The 18299-nt window shown below is 36.4% G+C and carries 17 protein-coding genes and 1 riboswitch; of the genes, 8 read left to right on the forward strand and 9 right to left on the reverse strand.

Annotated elements, in window-relative coordinates:
* Positions 1-169 precede the first annotated feature (169 nt).
* The 5 genes from ACFOY7_RS01245 to ACFOY7_RS01265 all read left to right on the forward strand — a co-directional run bounded on the left by ACFOY7_RS01245 (position 170) and on the right by ACFOY7_RS01265 (position 5646).
* Positions 170-934, forward strand: a complete 765-nt coding sequence (locus tag ACFOY7_RS01245; RefSeq protein ID WP_390248573.1) for an ABC transporter ATP-binding protein — start codon at positions 170-172, stop codon at positions 932-934.
* A 16-nt stretch (positions 935-950) separates the two neighbouring features.
* Positions 951-2810 (forward strand): FtsX-like permease family protein, encoded by a 1860-nt coding sequence (locus tag ACFOY7_RS01250; protein ID WP_390248575.1) that lies wholly within the window; start codon positions 951-953, stop codon positions 2808-2810.
* 116 nt (positions 2811-2926) lie between these two features.
* Positions 2927-3505: a DNA-3-methyladenine glycosylase I gene (locus ACFOY7_RS01255; protein ID WP_390248577.1), complete on the forward strand. Its 579-nt coding sequence runs from the start codon at positions 2927-2929 to the stop codon at positions 3503-3505.
* Positions 3506-3606: 101 nt separating this feature from the next.
* The gene (locus ACFOY7_RS01260; RefSeq protein ID WP_390248579.1) at positions 3607-4233 is read left to right on the forward strand and encodes a LysE family transporter; all 627 of its coding nucleotides are present in this window, start codon (positions 3607-3609) and stop codon (positions 4231-4233) included.
* A 60-nt stretch (positions 4234-4293) separates the two neighbouring features.
* On the forward strand, positions 4294-5646 hold the full coding sequence (locus tag ACFOY7_RS01265; protein ID WP_390248581.1) for an amino acid permease: 1353 nt from the start codon (positions 4294-4296) through the stop codon (positions 5644-5646).
* Positions 5647-5686: 40 nt separating this feature from the next.
* Here the strand turns inward: ACFOY7_RS01265 and ACFOY7_RS01270 are convergent, their stop codons facing one another.
* Both ACFOY7_RS01270 and ACFOY7_RS01275 read right to left on the reverse strand, forming a co-directional pair.
* Entirely contained in the window at positions 5687-6550 is an 864-nt protein-coding gene (locus tag ACFOY7_RS01270; protein WP_390248583.1) for a manganese catalase, read from the reverse strand.
* An 11-nt stretch (positions 6551-6561) separates the two neighbouring features.
* Complete coding sequence (locus ACFOY7_RS01275; RefSeq protein ID WP_390248585.1) at positions 6562-7008, reverse strand: YndM family protein; 447 nt, start codon at positions 7006-7008, stop codon at positions 6562-6564.
* Between the two features lie 213 nt (positions 7009-7221).
* Here ACFOY7_RS01275 and ACFOY7_RS01280 point away from each other — a divergent pair, with 213 nt between their 5' ends.
* The gene (locus ACFOY7_RS01280) at positions 7222-8028 is read left to right on the forward strand and encodes a VLRF1 family aeRF1-type release factor (protein ID WP_390248587.1); all 807 of its coding nucleotides are present in this window, start codon (positions 7222-7224) and stop codon (positions 8026-8028) included.
* A gap of 157 nt (positions 8029-8185) precedes the next feature.
* Here the strand turns inward: ACFOY7_RS01280 and ACFOY7_RS01285 are convergent, their stop codons facing one another.
* Positions 8186-8842: a reverse transcriptase-like protein gene (locus ACFOY7_RS01285; protein WP_390248589.1), complete on the reverse strand. Its 657-nt coding sequence runs from the start codon at positions 8840-8842 to the stop codon at positions 8186-8188.
* Positions 8843-9161: 319 nt separating this feature from the next.
* Between ACFOY7_RS01285 and ACFOY7_RS01290 the strand changes: the two genes are divergently transcribed.
* The gene (locus ACFOY7_RS01290) at positions 9162-10103 is read left to right on the forward strand and encodes a DMT family transporter (RefSeq protein ID WP_390248591.1); all 942 of its coding nucleotides are present in this window, start codon (positions 9162-9164) and stop codon (positions 10101-10103) included.
* A 247-nt stretch (positions 10104-10350) separates the two neighbouring features.
* Here ACFOY7_RS01290 and ACFOY7_RS01295 read toward each other — a convergent pair whose 3' ends face one another.
* The 5 genes from ACFOY7_RS01295 to ACFOY7_RS01315 all read right to left on the reverse strand — a co-directional run bounded on the left by ACFOY7_RS01295 (position 10351) and on the right by ACFOY7_RS01315 (position 17149).
* The gene (locus ACFOY7_RS01295; RefSeq protein ID WP_390248728.1) at positions 10351-11505 is read right to left on the reverse strand and encodes an MFS transporter; all 1155 of its coding nucleotides are present in this window, start codon (positions 11503-11505) and stop codon (positions 10351-10353) included.
* A 228-nt stretch (positions 11506-11733) separates the two neighbouring features.
* Positions 11734-13287: a BCCT family transporter gene (locus ACFOY7_RS01300; RefSeq protein WP_390248593.1), complete on the reverse strand. Its 1554-nt coding sequence runs from the start codon at positions 13285-13287 to the stop codon at positions 11734-11736.
* Positions 13288-13505: 218 nt separating this feature from the next.
* Complete coding sequence (locus ACFOY7_RS01305) at positions 13506-14777, reverse strand: acetylornithine deacetylase (RefSeq protein ID WP_390248595.1); 1272 nt, start codon at positions 14775-14777, stop codon at positions 13506-13508.
* Positions 14770-15471, reverse strand: coding sequence for a thiaminase II (tenA, locus tag ACFOY7_RS01310; RefSeq protein WP_390248597.1), 702 nt, complete (start codon positions 15469-15471; stop codon positions 14770-14772). Before tenA ends, ACFOY7_RS01305 begins: the two co-directional genes overlap by 8 nt.
* Positions 15472-15579: 108 nt before the next feature.
* A riboswitch (TPP riboswitch) is annotated at positions 15580-15679 on the reverse strand.
* A 552-nt stretch (positions 15680-16231) separates the two neighbouring features.
* On the reverse strand, positions 16232-17149 hold the full coding sequence (locus tag ACFOY7_RS01315) for an SDR family oxidoreductase (protein WP_390248599.1): 918 nt from the start codon (positions 17147-17149) through the stop codon (positions 16232-16234).
* A 136-nt stretch (positions 17150-17285) separates the two neighbouring features.
* Between ACFOY7_RS01315 and ACFOY7_RS01320 the strand changes: the two genes are divergently transcribed.
* Entirely contained in the window at positions 17286-17456 is a 171-nt protein-coding gene (locus tag ACFOY7_RS01320; protein WP_390248601.1) for a hypothetical protein, read from the forward strand.
* Between the two features lie 286 nt (positions 17457-17742).
* Here ACFOY7_RS01320 and ACFOY7_RS01325 read toward each other — a convergent pair whose 3' ends face one another.
* Complete coding sequence (locus ACFOY7_RS01325) at positions 17743-18219, reverse strand: spore coat protein (protein ID WP_390248730.1); 477 nt, start codon at positions 18217-18219, stop codon at positions 17743-17745.
* Positions 18220-18299: the final 80 nt, after the last annotated feature.

Consider the following 18299-nt stretch of genomic DNA (forward strand, 5'->3'; position numbering starts at 1 on the left):
TCACCTCCGGAATGAACATTCATTCATATAGTATTATAATAACGATTTACTAAATGTCAATACTTCCTATCTTACAAAACTGTAAGATAAATGAAAGAAAAATCAATAGGTACTTAGCACAATCCTTACTACAATGAGATCAGAATAAATATTTCAGGAGGAATAATAAATGTCAAAACCAGTCGTTCATGTCGACAATGTGGAAAAAATATTCGGGAAAAAATCTGAAAATAGCTTTAAAGCACTTAGTGGCGTCTCTTTTGATATCTACCCAGGAGAATTTGTAGGTATTATGGGACCATCAGGTGCAGGGAAAACAACGCTCTTAAATGTTGTGTCAACACTTGATCGAGCATTATCAGGGAAAATTGAAATAGCAGGAAAAAATATAACTATGATGAAACAAAATGAATTAGCTGATTTCCGCTCAACAGAACTTGGTTTCATTTTTCAAGATTTTAATCTGTTGGAGAACTTAACCGTTTATGAAAATATCTCTTTACCATTATCACTTCAAGGTGTGGCTTCAAGAAGAATCAAACCGTTAGTGAACCAAGTAGCTGAGAAGCTTGGAATTAAATCCATTTTAGATAAATATCCTGTCACCATTTCAGGTGGACAAAAACAAAGAGCCGCTGCGGCAAGAGCACTTGTTCATGAACCTGCGATCATTCTAGCCGATGAGCCTACCGGTGCACTCGATTCTAAAAATGCTCGCAGCTTAATGGAAACAATGGAGCACTTAAACAAACACCATGACGTTTCCATTATGTTAGTTACCCATGACCCTTTAAGTGCAAGTTATTGTGAAAGAATTTTATTTATTCAGGATGGTACTCTTTATAAAGAACTCCATCGAACAGAAGATCAAGCTGCATTTCATCAGCAAATCCTTAATGTGTTGGCTGAATTCACCAGCTTAGACCGAGTGTAAGGAGGCCCGTCCAATTATGTTATGGAAATTACTTTCATCCAGTATGAAGAAGATGTGGAAAGACTACTTTGTATTATTATTTGGATTAACCGTATCCATTGCGATTTTTTATATGTTTCAAACATTAGCTCAAAATAAAACTTTCCTTGAAGCGAATGCATTGATAAGTTCGATTGTATTTGTTTTTCATGTTGGGACATTTATTCTAGCAATGGTTACAATTTTTTATATTTTCTATGCCACATCATTTATTTTGTCATTACGCCAAAAAGAACTTGGGATGTATATGACTTTAGGTGCAAAAAAAGGAAAAGTCACTCAAATGATGTTCTTTGAAACATTATTGATTGGTTTTATATCTTTAGTAATTGGATTATTGGCAGGTGTAGGATTGGCTGAATTAATAGCCAGGTTGCTAATGAATCAGCTCGGCTTTAATGGTGGCGGTTTCCAATCATTTTACCGATCTTCACTTGTTACAACAATTATCTTCTATGCAATCCTTTTCTTGCTAACAGCCACTGCCAATGCTGTGAAGGTCGCAAGGAAATCTGTATTAGAATTAGTTCGTGCACCTCTACAAGCAGATCCCATAATAAGAAGGGGGTGGAAAACCTTTATCGGAACCCTGTTCTCTCTAATCTTAATTGGAATTGGTTATTATGCAATGATTAACATGGGCATATATATGCATATCGGAGTAATTGTGGCAGCAATAACAATAACCTTTGGAACATACCTTTTCTTCATGGCATTACTGCCTTTTTTAATAAATAGGATAAAGTCATTTCGATCCTTAAATGAAAAAGGACTAAATTCATTTACCTTTTCACAATTACAGTTCCGTATTAGCCAGCTAACAAAAGTATTAGGTACCGTCACGATGTTAATTGCACTGGGATTAGGGGCAATGGCAGCTGGTTTATCTTTTTATCACAATATTGCGATCCAAACATCGTTGATTTATGCCAATGATGTTGCTGTATATCAGCCAACTGAAGAACAACTAGAAGAGATGGAACAATGGGAATTCCTTGAGAAGAGCAATTACACGTACAAAGTTACAGATGATGATGTTTATTTTCTTAAAGATGATTTATTAAATAATCCACCACTCATTAAACAATTTACAGGAAATATGGATGACCTTACAAAAACTGTGCGTGTCAATGACCCGCTAGATTCAGAAGAATATTCTGAGACAGCAACGGATGAAGACCTAGTGATTCCAGACAATTGGGCTACAGCATTACGTAATGAACTGCTGGCAACTTTCCGCATATTTGGTGAAAAAACTATAAATATCGTGAGTCAGGATAAATTTGCGGAGATTGACTCTGAAACGGAGACAGTGTTTTTAGGTCGTATAGAAAACTTTGTAGAACATGCTGATACATTAGAGAAAATAGATGAACACAATCGGGAAATTGGATTAGCCTATACTGGTTCCAGACCAGATATGATTGGGAGTAAATATGAAAATTACACATCATTAAAAGCATTGGCTAATGGAACGATTTTTATGGGACTATTCCTTGGTTTCGCCTTTCTAATGATGATGGCAAGTGTGCTTATGTTTAAATTACTTTCCAGTGCAACTACAGACATTAATCGATATCAAATGTTACGGAAAATAGGTGTCAGACGCTCTATGCTATCTGCATCAATTTATAAAGAATTATTTCTCGTTTTCCTGTTCCCTAGTCTGCTTGGTTTTATCCATGTCCTTGTAGGGATGGAGATGTTCTCCATTATTTTAATAGAACCTTTTACAAAAATATGGATCCCGATAACACTATTCCTCGTAATTTATGTATCCTACTTCTTGTTGACAGTACAGATGTATAAGAGAATCGTGTTACCAAAAGAAATTTAAGGAACAATGAAAATCATCAAGCTTGTCCTTGTTTGGCATGCTTGGTGATTTTTTAAATTCGGATCATTCGTGTTATAGTTATAGCAAAATATTAAAATTGGAAGTGAAGCAATTAAATGAATACATGTTCATGGCCAGATAATAACAAGATGATGCAAGAATATCATAATAAGGAATGGTGTGTACCTACAAATAATGATCAATATATCTTTGAAATGCTAACATTAGAAGGAGCACAATCTGGTTTATCATGGAGTATTGTCTTATCCAAACGAGATGGTTACAAAGAAGCATTTCATCAATTCGATTTAGAATATTGCTCCAGCTTGACCGATGACGATTTAATATTTATTAAAGAGAACTATCAAGTAATCAAACACTTATTAAAACTGCAATCCGTGAGAAATAATGCTATGGCGATTTTGGAAATACAGCGGGAATTTGGAAGTTTTTCTAATTTTCTATGGGAATATGTTGATTATGAACCGATTATTAACCAGTGGGAAAAAGATGAACAAATACCAGCCCAAACAGAATTATCCAAACAAATTAGCAAAGATTTAAAGAAGAGAGGCTTCAAATTTGTAGGACCTGTTATCATCTATTCATTTATGCAATCTATTGGAATGGTAGATGATCATATTCAGTCATGTCCTTATCATACAAATAACAGGGCAAATAATTTTAGAAGTTGATAGCAATGAAAAAAGAAACACCTTTCACTAAATAAGTTCTAGTTACCAAATGAATTGAATAAAAATGGGACTAGCTATATTTTTTGAGAGGTGGAATGCCATTGGCTATCTTTTTCAGTTACGTTTTTCTCGGTTTGTCCTTGGCTGCACCAATTGGCCCATTGAATGCTGCCCAAATTAATCAAGGGATTAAAAATGGCTTTCTTCATTCATGGACGATTGCAGTCGGAGCACTTTTAGCAGAATTACTTTTTATTCTTGCTGTATTTTTTGGAATTGTTCATTTCTTGGAAACACCATTTATGAAAACTTTTCTATGGTCGTTCGGCGCCTTTGTCTTGCTTTATACTGGTATAGAAAGCATTAACAGTTCGCATAAAATCGAAATGAACCATGAACGCGGAAAGGAAAGCTTACTGAAAACATTTGCTTCAGGCTTTCTAATATCAATAAGTAACCCATTATCCATTTTATTCTGGCTGGGAATATACGGATCTGTCCTAGCAAATACAATAAATAAATATGAAAATTTACAACTTTTACTCTACACCTTTGCAATTATCCTTGGCTTAATTATTTGGGATCTAACTATGGCACTTGTCTCGAGCAGTTTTCGACATTTTCTCACAAACAGGACATTAAAAGTAATATCGATTATTACAGGAATTTCACTTATCGGATTTGCCATATATTTTGGCTACCAAGCATTTCAATTATTATTTTATTAATAAGCCATCATCCTGGGGACATACTAAAATGATTAATCACAGCTAAGAAGGAGAATTTGCATGAGTTCAGCAACCAAGAAAAAATCATCTCCCCAAAATGGTGATATGAAATGGTGGCAATTAGCTTTAACTGGTATCGGTTGTACGATTGGAACCGGTTATTTCCTCGGTTCTAGTATTGGGATTAGCATAACAGGACCTTCAATTGTTTTTTCTTTTCTGATTGCGGCAATTGGAACATATATTGTTTTTAACCGACTTGCCCAAATGTCAGCAAAAGATCCGCAAGAAGGATCGTTCTGTTATTATGCTGAAAAGGCTTATGGGAAATGGGCAGGTTTCAGTTGTGGATGGAATTATTGGTGTTCCAGTATTCTCATAATGGGTAGCCAATTAATCGCATTATCCATTCTTACCCAACTATGGTTCCCGAATTTACCATTGTGGGTTTCTGCAATGATTTATTCCTTGTTATCCATTTCCGTCATCTTGTTAGGCACAAAAGGTTTTGATAAAGTGGAGGACCTCTTCGCATTAATCAAAACGGCAGCTATTATCATGTTCATTGTCATAGCTGTCATTGCACTTTTTGGTTGGATTCCAGGAGGTCCTAAGGAACAGCCCGGTATTCCAAGCTCCATAGACAAGCTTTTTATTGAAGGTTTTACTGGATTCTGGTCATCCCTAATCTATGCCTTTTATGCATTCGGCGGAATTGAAGTAATAGGTCTAATGACCATTCGTTTAATCAATAAAAATGATGCTCCAAAAGCAGGAAAAGTTATGCTGTCTTTACTTACAGTCATTTACATTATATCACTAGGACTTGCTGTCACCATGGTCTCAGTTAGTGCTTTCGATCAAAGTGAAAGTCCATTTGTCACAGCTTTAGCTGATTATAGATTAGCCTTCTTTCCCCATGTCTTTAATGCTGCGATTATTATTGCTGGATTCTCTACAATGACTGCCGCTTTATTTGGAGTCGTGACACTGCTTGTAACATTGGCTAAAGATGGGGATGCACCAAAGGTATTTTCAAAAAAGATTAAGAAGTGGAAAAATCTCCCCTTCCCTTCTCTGCTCTTAGCAGTAGCCGGATTATCTGCTTCTGTCATAACAGCATTATTATTACCAGACAAAATATATGAGTATATTACAACAGCAGCAGGGATTTTGCTCCTATATAACTGGTCTTTTATCATTATCTCTTCATTAAGAGTATTAAAAGAACTCCCCTTATATCATAAGTTGTTATCGTTTATTGGTTTGTTACTACTAATTGCGGCTGTATCAGGTACATTGTTTGAAAAATCAATACGACCTGGTTTTTGGATCAGCCTACTGCTAATTGCGCTTATTGGAGCTATCACCCTATGGATGAATAGAAAATGGAAAAAGGAAATAAATCAATAAAGAAAAAACCACTCACTTCAATTCTGCGAGTGGTTTTTCATTACTGATTGTCTTTTGGTTCCATTTTGTTTTGCTTTTGCCTCATAGCTAGAGGAGGTGTTCCATGTATATAATCAGGTGCTGGTTGTAAGCTTGGTTTCTGCCCCATTGCTTCTGGTTTCTGGACATATTCAAAATTGGCTTGTCTATCGTATGATACACCATTTGCCCACCTTCCAGTACGACTCTCTTCACCTTGTGAAAAGTTCATGAATGAATAGGATACTTCTTGCTTCTCGTATTCTTGGTTAAATGAACTCGGTACTATGGCCCCTTGTGTCTCCTCTAGTTCCTCGATGGCTGCCATCCATTGGTTCTGGTGCATAGTATCCCTTGCAATTAGAAAGGAAAGCATGTCCCTAACACCAGGATCTGTCGTCATCTCATATAGACGACAAACTTGTAAACGTCCTTGTGATTCAGCATTTAAATTTGCTCGGAAATCCGCTAATAAATTGCCACTTGCTATCGTATAACGTGCAGTCCAAGGATAACCTACACTGTCATTCGGTTGTGCCCCAAGTCCATTGACGATTGCATGTTGTGGATTCATTCCACCAAGAACTGCTTCCACTGCCGGGTCTTTTGCAGCCTGTTCTTGATCATTAGCCGGTGCCCCATCGAGGAGCTGTGCGATCATTGTTGCAATCATTTCCACATGAGCGATTTCCTCTGTCGCAATGTCTAAAATCATATCTCTATACTTATTCTCTGCTCGACAATTCCATCCTTGAAACAAGTATTGCATCATAACCGACATTTCGCCGAATTGTCCACCCAATATTTCTTGTAACTTTTTTGCATAAACAGGATCTGGTTGTGAAGGCCTTGCATCATATTGCAGTTCTTTCACGTGATAAAACATGTCTCGACCTCCTATTCTTCTCGCTTTTCTACCTTATTCTCTTCTTCAAATGTGGAAATCTCTTCTGATGTTTCTACATTTAACTCACGTGGCGGAACATACGTCGTCTCTCTGTCTGTATCAAGGTTTGATGCAACATATTTGTGATAAAAATATTCAAATACAGCAACACCTAGAGAAGAGATAAAAGCTGCCTGCATTACACCGTCTCCAACTGTTAGTGCATCTGTCATTAAATAAATAACAGCATAGGCAAGGATAAAATCACAAATTGTAGCTACCATATTATTTGTTCTAGGTAATATCAAAAGGTCACCAATAACATAAGAAATAACCCCTAATGCAAGAGTTATAAGAAAAACATTTCCGAAAGAAACATCGAACCCCATTCCCAGTATGACAAATAATAGTGCCAAACTAATGAGAAATTTAACTGCTATAAGCTTGATATGCTTCAAATCAAACACCTCCTTTGCTTCTATCTTTTGTAATAATTATCAACATATACTGAAACAAATAATCTCAATATTGTATATTTTGCCCATCATAAAAGCCGATTCCCATGACTGAATGGTCTGTTTATTTTCTAACTTCTTTAATGTTTTATTAGGGCACTTTTAGGTTACATGTAAAGTGTAAGTGAAATCTTATAAAAAGGAGTAATGCGCGCAATGAATATCCACGAGAAGATAAAAGAATTATCAAATGTTCAATTGGGAAAACCGAATCGAATTTTTACCATGTATTTGAACACTGACCGTGCTGATCCTGAACAACAAGGTGGAGAATGGAAAATACACCTGAAGAATGGTTTGCGCAATTTTGAAAGTTACTTAAAAGAAGATGGAGACTCTGATGAAAAAAGAAACTATTGGGCAGTAAAAGAAAAAGTTGAAAAATATATGAATGAAAACGAACAAAACTTAGCTAAGAGTGTTGTCATTTTTGCAACAGGGGATGATTCCATTTGGTTTGCGGAGAAGTTCCAGTTACCTGTCACGACAGAATTTGAGTGGGACGATTATGCACATTTAGACCAACTAAAAAAAATGTATGAATCGTTTCCGAAATCCGGAATAATTCTTACTCAAAAAGCTGCAGTAAAAGTATTAGATACAGAATTAGGTACATTAAAAGATTCTCATACCTTTGAATTAGATTTGGATACAGAAGACTGGCGTGAATATTCCGGACCACCGCGTGCTCAAGCATCAACAGTTGCTGGAGGGAAAAACACGCAACAAGATCAGTTCAAAGAACGTTTTGATGCGAATAGGTATCGCTGGTATAAAACCCTTGCCTCCACATTAGACCGCTTTGCAAAAGGGCTAAATTGGGAGAACATCTACATTGTCGGGGATAAAGATGAAGTAAATGATTTAAAGGTAAACATGAATAAACCGGTTACAAAGGTAGTAAACAAGAACATGCTGGATCATGAAGAAATGAAAGTAATTGATGAAGTAGTTAAGGTCTGACCCTTTAGTGGGTCAGAACCTCTTTACTTAAAGTGAAATTACTGCTGGCCATTCTTTTCATTCGATGCTCTTTATTTTTTCACTTCCATGTATCGAATCAGCTTTGGCTTTTTATATTTCCATTGACATAAGGACTATTCACATTTTAAGGACTTACTTATGCTAATTCTATTTTGCTTGTTATCTCAATATTTTGGAGTGCTTGTGTCGCTAATTGATCCGCTTCTTGATTATTTTTCCGTGATACAACCTGATAAATTGGAACTGTCCCTAAAATTGCTAACGATTCTTCAATTCGATCAATCCATTGGGATAAGGTTTCTTCCAGACATGGCCATTCATCTGTCAATTGATTGATCACTACTTTCGAATCCCCTTTAATAGTTATAGGCATATGATGTACACCCATTTCCTCTAAATGCTTCAGTCCAAAATGTAATGCAGCATATTCCGCTTCATTATTTGTTTCTAGCTCACTAACCAAAGCGTTCTTTCGAATTCTATAAGAAATACCATTTTGCTTATAGTAGATGACACATCCGAGTCCTGATTGTAATGTTTCATGGTCAAATCCTCCATCAAAGTACAGCATTATATCATGAGGCTCCTCTTCCAAATCTTTTACATACTTCTTTAAATCCTTCAATGTCCATGCACTGTCATACGAGTCAATATATTTAATTTCTTTCACCCTGTTCAAGTTCATCATATCTTCAGAAATTGTAATGACTTCCTCTACAGTTAAATCAGAAGAATGAAGGAAAGTTTCTATCCCATTAGGCGTACTATAAACAATCTCTAGTCGAAGTTTCATAAAAAAAGCCCACCTTTTTAAATTACTTACTATTATATTAGTCATATCTTCAAAAATAAAACATGATATTCCAATCCAACGCGTTATCTGGCTTTTACTACTTTGTGATCAGTGCCTGCTGGTTAACTAGCCTTAGTTAATTCCCTCATTATTTAATAATTCAAAAACAGAATTTCTGAATTCTCTCCATACTATTTACTAAATTAATTTATATGATATAATGCCAATACTTGATCATTAAAAAGCACAAAAAATTTGTTATGAAGAAAAGACATAGTACAGAAGCCTTTAAAATATAGAGAGAAAAGAAGGTGAAAGTATGAAAGGCTACCTAGCATATATTATCACAATTATTGGTGCAAGCTTTTGGGGATTAACAGGATTATTTGTGGAAAATTTATATCAATATGGATTTTCAGCATGGGAAATCGTAGCGGCACGTTTAACCACTTCAACGATTATTTTGATTTTATTACTCTTTTTATTTTCACCAAAACATTTAAAGATTAATGTGAAACACCTCCCCCATTTTATTGGTTTAGGTGTATGTGGAATTGTTATATTTAATTGGTGTTATTTCACTGTAATCGGCCAAACTTCAGTGTCTATCGCAGTTGTCTTATTATATACATCCCCGGTATTTGTAACAATTCTTTCCTACTTCTTATTCAAAGAAAGAATTACGCAAAGAAAGTGCCTTTCTCTATTACTTACTTTAGTTGGTTGTGCTTTAGCCATACAGCTTCTCCCAATTGGTCATACAACTCTTTCCATCCACACCATTGGGTTAGGCTTACTATCTGCATTATTTTGTGCGCTGTACAGTATTATAGGCAAATTAATTAGTGCACACTATAATTTTCTGACTATTACTTTATATGCATTACTAACGGGAAGTCTATTCATATTTCCTACTAGCGGGCTGTGGCGCAAATTAGACCTCTTTCATCAAACCGAGGTGATAATTAATATTCTCGGGGTTTCGGTTATTTCCACAATATTAGCCTATACTCTTTATACATTAGGGCTTGTTTACATCGAATCAAGTAAAGCAGCAATTTTAGGGGCAATGGAGCCAATTGTAGCTGTTCTGGTTGGTGTGTTTATTTTTGGAGATGTATTAAGCTTACTTCAATTAACTGGTATTTTCTTTGTCATCTCCTCAGCATTTCTAACAGTCTTTCATCAAAAGAGGAAATCAGAGAAAACATTCAAACAGTTTAAAAATAGAGCAAGGAGGGATTTAAAGGGATACTATTAATCCCTTAAATCCTCCTATATCAAGTAGTTTCACGAACCAAGCAGAATGTTTCAGCCCTAAATAGATGAGATAAAATGCACCTATTGCTTGCACTTGCCATAGTCCATCCATTTTCTAATCACAACGCCAACTAATGTCCCCCCTAACTATAAATGTATGAAGTCATATACTCAGATACCATTAATTGAAGCAGGGCAATCATTTAGAGGAACATAAGAATATAACGGGAGTTGTTCTGACCTATTTTTCATTGCCGTCTCACTGTGATCCAGAATGCAATGCCACTAAACAGCAGAATAGCACTACTAAAGTAAAAAACAGCTGATATCGTAAACAACCCTGCAATCCAACCACCAAATACGGGACCGATTATATTACCTAAGAAACGGATACTTGTGTTATATCCTAACACTTCCCCTTGCATTGACAATGGCGTTACTTGTCGAATGTACGCCGTTCTTAGTGGTATTATTCCACCTATTGCTATCCCTAATAAAAAACGAACTATAATTAATTGCCATATATTATGAATTAATGCACCTGGGAAGAAAAATACAGCAGATAAAAATAACAATAAGATTAAAATCTTCTCATAACCGACGCGATCCGCTAATTTCCCCCAATTTCTTGACATAAGAAGGTTCCCAAGACCTGCTGCCGAAAAGGCAAGCCCCGAAAAGAATGCAATACTGCTCGGACCATGAATTTGATCAACATACAAGGACAAGATCGGTTGTATACTGAAATTTGCAATTTGCACAAACATCGATATAATCATTACCATTACAAGAACAGGTTGAAATATAATATGTTTCAACACAGCTTTAGAAGAATAACTTGTCTTTTCTGCAGAAGGTTTTTCTATCCTAATCTCCCGAATACCAAATAAAACAAAACAAGCAGCTGCAAACAGTGTAATTGATGTCAATTGAAATGTAGCCGGATAGCCTATTAAATCGGCTAAAACCCCACCGAACAATGGCCCCAGCAGGCTCCCTGTTACATTACCTGTCTGCAATGTCCCTAACACTTTACCTGCAATATGTTTCGGTGTTTGTGTAGAAATAAACGCTTGTGACATGGAAATAAATCCGGAGAAAAAGCCCATAAAAAATCGCAATAAAAAAAGTTGATAAACATTTGTCACAAACCCCATAAAAAACACACAAATACCAAGGCCGAACCCTGCTATAATTAGAAATATCTTACGACCATGCCGATCGCCAAACCTCCCCCAGATTGGTGATACTATAAATGCAGTAAAGAAAGTAATCGCAAAAACCCAACCAGACCACTTTTGTACAAATTTATCAGAATGATTGCCAAATGTTTCGATATATAAGGATAGGAAAGGTATTACCATCGTCATACTTGCTGCAATAAAGAAGTTTGCGAACCACATGATCCATAAATTTCGTTTTGCTAATTGTTCTTGATCTAAAATGGTTAACCCCTTCTTTGTTTTCAATTTATTTCGATACCCTAAATATTAGGATACGCCTCTTATTGCCACAGAGGAAATAAAATGCACACATCGTATTGTTGACTACATGGAAGGAATATATCTATTTTTAAAAAAGGAGGATCATTATTTAAAAAGATCCTCTTTCTATTTCTATTCTTCCTTTAATTATTTCCTAATATTGTATAACCACGCTTTATCCTGATCCATCATTTTTTTCGCGGCATAAATTGTTAGAAACTGAATAATAATAATAGGTAATCCCATTAATCCTGAGATCACTTCAAGCGGAGCTAGTCCCCCTGCCTGCATTAATATTAATGCAAGTACTGTAATGATCGCTGCAACAATGATTCTTAAATTACGTGAGGGTTCATATTTACTCATATCTCTTTTACTTGAATATGCTGCAATCGTATAAGTAGTGGAATCCAGCGTAGTTGTTAAGAAAATCATGGATACAATTACAAATAAGATGATAATCAATCCAGACATTGGAAGTGTTGATAATATGTCTGGAATAACATTGACTGGTTCTGTACTTTTCACAATATCTAATACGTTCACTTGACCTGTTAAATATCTATGAACACCCAACCCACCTAAAATTCCTGTAGCAAGCCATGACAGCATAGTCGGTGCTAATAAATAAGTCAGGATCATTTCTTTTACAGTCCGGCCTTTAGAAATTTTGGCTGCAAATATACTGTGAAGCATTGCCCATGTTGCACTGTATGCGAACCAGAATACCATGTGACTTTGTATGTGTGTCGTTGATTCCAAAGCAACGGAATCTGTATAGAATGATAATTTAAAATAATTACTGAACAGATGTCCTACTGTATCAGTAAAATAATCGAGAATAAATATTCCTGGGCCAACAATCAGGATAAAAATAGCCAGTCCAGCCGCTAAATACATGTTAGTTGTGCTCAAACGCTTGATCCCTTTTTCAATACCTAAATAAGCGCTTATAGAGAACAATACTACCCATATAATTGTAACTGTCATTGTTAACCCGAACGTAACATCTGTATTCATCATTCTGGAAATGTTAGAGGTAATAATAGGTGTGCCAAGCCCTAATGTAACGGCAGCACCTGACAGAATACTCACTAGAAATAATACATCTAAAATTTTTCCGCCGATTCCATCTGTAAAGCGATCGCCAAAAATAACTCGACATGCTTCAGATATTCTCATTAATGGCCGTTTTTTGACATGAATAACATACGCCATTGCTGGTGCTGCCATGACAAAAATCGCAAATGTTTGAAAGCTCCACAGGAACATGCTGTAAGCATTGCCCCATAATAAGGATTGGTCTGAACCTTCAGCTAATCCAAACGGAGGGTCAATAGCCACTTGTGTCCATTGCACCATCCCTGTTCTCATAATAGTCGAACCGACCCCCATCGCAATTAGAATGGAAGCATACCCAAATAAAGAGAGCTTTGGTTTTTCATTGGGATCACCTAATACTACTTTCCCATACTTTGAGAAAGATAAATAAAGCCCTGCACCTAATAAAATAATCGTATACCAAATATAGCCCCAACTAAATCCATCCACAATATTATCGAAGATCACATTTAATAGTTCCAAAGATTCCGCTTCGTATAAGGAGAACGGAATAGAAATAGCTATAATAAAAAGAATTGATGGCAAGAATATGCGAAAATCAATTAATTTCCAACTATCAAAAATACCCTTTTTATTCATTGGATTTCCCCTTTCTGTAAACTGTGTATTTATCAAGAAAAAATGCTCTGTCATTAGACTAGTTAACTGATACCACGTCTTTTAAGTTTGTAAACAAAAAAGAAGACGACCAATAACGACGATCATCTTCTTGAAAAGCAGGAATGGTTTGCTTAATCATTTGACTTATTTTCTAGATTACACATGTTATCTCGATAAACCCTGTTTTGTTGCAAATCTCACATAATCTTCGGTTTATTGCACCATTCTAAAATAAATGTAAGCAATGTTTTTGTAAAAGTTAATAGCTCTTCCAGTTCTACCTTTTCATCAACAGAATGGGCTTCTTCTAATTTCCCAGGACCATAAATAGCAGTCGGGATCCCTGCCTCATGGAACCAGCCTGCATCAGTAACTGATTTAGACATACCGATTTCTGCAGGGCTGTTTGCTATCCTTTCATGACTTTGTTGGAGAAGTTGAATAGCTGGGTGTTCTTTATCAATATCAGCAGAAGGAAAAATTTCACCACGATCCTCAATCATCGATCTTCCCCCCCACCGAAATTGAAGGGGGTTCTCTGTGAACCAGGGATCATTCCCTATCGATTTGGTTAAATGATCTTCTATTTCATTAACTACAGTTTGATAGCTTTCATTCGGATAGAAATGAACGGTAACCCATAAGCTACATTCATCTGCAACAAATGCTGCATGTCTGCCCCCTTCTATAACTGCTGGGTTAATGGTATTTGTACCTCGTTTAAAACCGGGATAGCTTTTCAATTCCGACCATTGTCTCTCTAAATCTTGCAAACTAGCAATAATTTGCATCATCTTCTCAATCGCACTAGCACCTTTATTAGGGTTTTCTGATTGGTTTAAATCTGCCCTCATTGCGTCATGAAACACTTCTTTACTCTTTACAGTGATCCATCCAGTAATAACACCACCTTGTCCTTGAATTTGACAATCACTACTATCAACAACCAGCGCAAAATCTGATCTGTAACCTTTCTCTATACAAGATAACGTACCTGCTTCTCCCGCCTCTTCACCGATAACTGTCTGGATTTGCAGATCTCCATTTAAGGATACGCCTTGCTCATTTAAAATTTTTACAGCTAACAATGTTGCAGCAACTGCACCCTTCATATCCGCTACACCACGACCATAAACATAACCGGATTTCTCGGTTAATTCAAACACGGGTACCGTCCAATTCGCTTCATCTCCCACTTCTGCCACATCAATATGTCCATTAATTACCAGACTGTTGTACTCCTTTTTATTTTTCCCCTCCTTCATTGCAACCAGATTGGGGTCATTTGGGAACACATCCCAGCTAGTTGTAGTAAATCCTTCGTTTTCTAAAAAGTCGGCAATATATGTTTGAAGTTCTCCTGTATTTCTAGCAGGTGGACTAACTGTTGGAAAGCTAATTAAATCTGCAAGAATTTGCTTTAATTCATCCTGATACTCATCTACTAAGTCTACTGTTAGATTAGCCAAACTGTTTCTCCCCTCTCACGTTTACTGGCCATTGCTCTTTTTTCTCAACCATATTCCAAAACATGTATTCAAATTGGCTAGTTCTAATGACAATCTCCTCTAATCTTTTTAATTCTCGTTCTGATTTTCCTTTTGCTTGTTGATTCATTAGTCTTTTGCACTTTTCAGCTAATTCTGTAAATTCATCTGATGCATACATATTCACCCAGCTGCTGTAGAAATTGTCATCTAATGCCCCAGGCCATTCAGCGAGTGATTTACCAATAAAATTATAGCTCCACTCACATGCAAGAACTGCTGCTATTACATTTTCCACTCCACCTCGTTGAGATACATTTAACATATAACTAGTGTAAGCAGTAGTAATGGCGGAAGGTTCTGTTGTCTCCAGTTCTTCTGCTGTAATACCAAAGTCCGCTGCATAATTACGGTGGAGGTCCATTTCCATATCAAGTACACCATGCAGTAATTTTGCAAAGACAGTCATTGTCTCCAAGTCTTCTGCTTTCGCACTGCCTAATGCAAATAATCTAGAATAGTCGATTAAATATACATAGTCCTGTTTTAGCCAATGCTTGAATTTCTCTTGGTTTAATGTCCCTTCTCCAATCCCCTTTACAAAGGGGTGTTCCAAATAACTCTTCCAGATTGGTTCGACACGTGTCCATAAATGTTCTGTAAATAAGTTGCTCATTATTTCCCTCTCCTTTTTAAAAAGATTTACTAGAGGAACAAAAAACCCATCACCAGTTAAGGAGATGGGTATAGCATTTAAACTACAGATTTATTGTTACATCCATAATTATTTGCCACTCCACTTCCCTACGCTAGTGTTAACTAGATCAGGTTCAAAGGGTCGACCTTTCATCTCTCAGCATTTACATGCTCCCCTAGTAGAAACTATATTTAATTGTTAATTATTAGTATAAAGGATAAGCAATGGTAATTCAAATCCCGCTGCGGAATACGTAATAGTTGAATAATGAGGTAAAAGATTGGATAAACGAGTATAACCCCTTCGAAAAAGCTCCAATAGCATTTCCTTTTATTTTGTCACCAATATTTAGCTTTTCAAATTCCGCTTTGGAGATTTCAGCTATTTCTTAATGGTAACTTTCGTCAAGGCAGCCTCCTCAAGTACAGCATAATAAGTAATTCTTCCAAAAAGATCATTAAATACAGTTTTCCCCTCCACTTTCATCTCTGTCTGTCCTTTTCTTGATTTCTTACCAGTTCAGCTAGTTCCATTGATTCATTAATCCAACAAGATAAAGGCAACAAATATAACAAAACCAGTGATATGTAGAAAAAGTCATGCTAAAAATTCCATTAGAAATCTCCTTTAGCGATGATAATTAATAATTATATAACTGAACAGGGATTTAAAACTCCCATTGGAAATTAGCACAGTAAAGACTGTTCTCTACTGAGCTATTCCAAACGGAGATATTACTTCACCCAAAAACCTGCCCACCATTCACATGCAAGGTTTGTCCTGTTACAAAACGGGAGTCATCTGAAGCAAGATATACAAAGGTTGGGGCAAGCTCAAATGGTTGACCATCACGGTTCATCGGATTAAGCGCAAGACTAACTTGGTCAGGGGAAAAGCTTGATGGGATTAATGGTGTCCAAAACTTCCCAGGTGCAACGGCATTTACTCTGATTCCTTTTTTGACCAGGTTCCTCGCAAGGGCCCGTGTAAAACCGATATTTGCTCCTTTTGTAGCCGTATAATCGATTAATTGTTCGTTCCCTTCAAACGTAACTACAGAAGAGGTATTTATGATCGAACTTCCCGCACTTAAATATTCTAGCGCTTTCCTTGTTGTATAGAAATGGGAATATATATTCACTTTAAACGTATCATCAAACTGTTCGTCAGTAATATCTTGCAAATCTAATTGTTGGAATTGGATTCCTACATGATTGCAGAGTATATCGAGTTGCCCAAACTTTTTGACAGTGCTTTCCACAATAGCCTGACACTGCTGTTTTACTCGCAAATCCCCTGGCAACAGTAAACAACCTTTCCCTATTTCTTCAATTCTGGCTTTCGTACGATTGGCATCCTCATGTTCATCTAAGTAGGCAATCGCTACATTGGCTCCTTCCTTAGCAAAGGCAATCGCAGCTGCTGCACCTATACCACTATCACCACCTGTAATAAGGGCAACTTTCCCCTCTAGCTTCCCACTCCCTATATAGTTAGGATTTTCAACAATCGGCGCCGGTACCATTAGTTTCTCTACTCCAGGCTGTCTATATTGACGTTGCTCCGGAACCGTCAAGGCAACCTCTTCATATCGCGTTATTTCCCCGTAATTAGGATACATTGGATAATAATCAGGATTTAGTCTTTTTTCAGACATTGTTAAATACCCTCCTCCACTCTTTTGTATGGATTACTTTATGTTTAATAGGCATCCGCCGTGTTTGTCCCATTTAAAATAGATACTGGCTCGAATTTCACATTGGCGCATATTTTAATAAGTGGAGGTGATAATTATGGAATATTACTATAATCCAAAAGTACACTATTTATTGATGAATGAATCCTTCGGAAAAGACACCATTATATATGATCATAATAAGAAGCCATTCTACGGACCGAAAATTGGACTTAGACCGCCTTATTACTGTAACCCGCGTTATGAGCAAAACTATCCGCTAATTTAATTAAACTTCATGGGTCTGTTTTCCCCATCGTCCGTTCCCTTCCATTACGGTAGCTATAATTCCTGGTATTTCCTGATTCACGAAATACCCTATGTGATATTTTCCAGACGGTTACTCACGTTTATTAACAAAATCATACTCTTTTTTTACTAATTAAGAAAATATATGTAAATATTTTACCCACCTAATTATCCAGTTGCATCTTCCAAAATAAGGAGGCCTCCGCTAAGTGGAGACCTCCTTATAGGAGATAAACAAATTATTAGAGATAAAAGATTTGAGATACTTATAAAATGTCCAGGCGGGCAACCAATGCGAGTAATACTTGTAATAACACTTGTGCGTTTACTGCAATATCAGTGTCAGTTGTTGTGATTTTTACCCCTCTAGAATTTTCTACATAAGTTTGTTGTTTATTCACTTGACTAGACTTAATCTTTTCATGGAGATCTTGGGTAATTCTTTCCGCCTTATCACTGTCCGCAATGGAAATACTAATGACCAAAGCTATAGCAGCTTGGAGTCCAACCTGTACATTTAGTGCAGCCTGCGTATCCGTTGTAGTGACTTCCACATCACATGAATCTTTAATAATTATCGACTCAAAAGATTCCTGTACAGTTTTGATTTCTTGATTTGCCTCTTGAGTATCATCACTTTGATCGAATGGATGGCACATACTAGTGTCCAATGCATTCCACCTTTTCGTTTGCTTACTATTTCTGCCTGTATAGTAAACAGGTCTTCCATTAACGTACTTCATTTCTGTCATAGTAACACTCCTTGTCATTTTATATAATTAATATATGTCGGTATAATCTTATTGCAAAGGCTACTTAACTA

The organism is Gracilibacillus xinjiangensis (genome assembly GCF_042651765.1).
Classification (GTDB): domain Bacteria; phylum Bacillota; class Bacilli; order Bacillales; family Amphibacillaceae; genus Gracilibacillus; species Gracilibacillus xinjiangensis.

Excerpts from the sequence above, each read along its gene's own strand:
- ACFOY7_RS01300 (WP_390248593.1), bottom strand. The coding sequence starts at position 13,287 with ATGAATAAAAAGGGTATTTTTGATAGTTGGAAATTAATTGATTTTCGC.
- ACFOY7_RS01295 (WP_390248728.1), bottom strand. The coding sequence starts at position 11,505 with ATGTGGTTCGCAAACTTCTTTATTGCAGCAAGTATGACGATGGTAATA.
- ACFOY7_RS01245 (WP_390248573.1), top strand. The coding sequence starts at position 170 with ATGTCAAAACCAGTCGTTCATGTCGACAATGTGGAAAAAATATTCGGG.
- ACFOY7_RS01250 (WP_390248575.1), top strand. The coding sequence starts at position 951 with ATGTTATGGAAATTACTTTCATCCAGTATGAAGAAGATGTGGAAAGAC.
- ACFOY7_RS01325 (WP_390248730.1), bottom strand. The coding sequence starts at position 18,219 with ATGAAGTACGTTAATGGAAGACCTGTTTACTATACAGGCAGAAATAGT.
- ACFOY7_RS01270 (WP_390248583.1), bottom strand. The coding sequence starts at position 6,550 with ATGTTTTATCACGTGAAAGAACTGCAATATGATGCAAGGCCTTCACAA.
- ACFOY7_RS01255 (WP_390248577.1), top strand. The coding sequence starts at position 2,927 with ATGAATACATGTTCATGGCCAGATAATAACAAGATGATGCAAGAATAT.
- ACFOY7_RS01265 (WP_390248581.1), top strand. The coding sequence starts at position 4,294 with ATGAGTTCAGCAACCAAGAAAAAATCATCTCCCCAAAATGGTGATATG.
- ACFOY7_RS01290 (WP_390248591.1), top strand. The coding sequence starts at position 9,162 with ATGAAAGGCTACCTAGCATATATTATCACAATTATTGGTGCAAGCTTT.
- ACFOY7_RS01315 (WP_390248599.1), bottom strand. The coding sequence starts at position 17,149 with ATGTCTGAAAAAAGACTAAATCCTGATTATTATCCAATGTATCCTAAT.
- tenA (WP_390248597.1), bottom strand. The coding sequence starts at position 15,471 with ATGAGCAACTTATTTACAGAACATTTATGGACACGTGTCGAACCAATC.
- ACFOY7_RS01320 (WP_390248601.1), top strand. The coding sequence starts at position 17,286 with ATGGAATATTACTATAATCCAAAAGTACACTATTTATTGATGAATGAA.
- ACFOY7_RS01280 (WP_390248587.1), top strand. The coding sequence starts at position 7,222 with ATGAATATCCACGAGAAGATAAAAGAATTATCAAATGTTCAATTGGGA.
- ACFOY7_RS01285 (WP_390248589.1), bottom strand. The coding sequence starts at position 8,842 with ATGAAACTTCGACTAGAGATTGTTTATAGTACGCCTAATGGGATAGAA.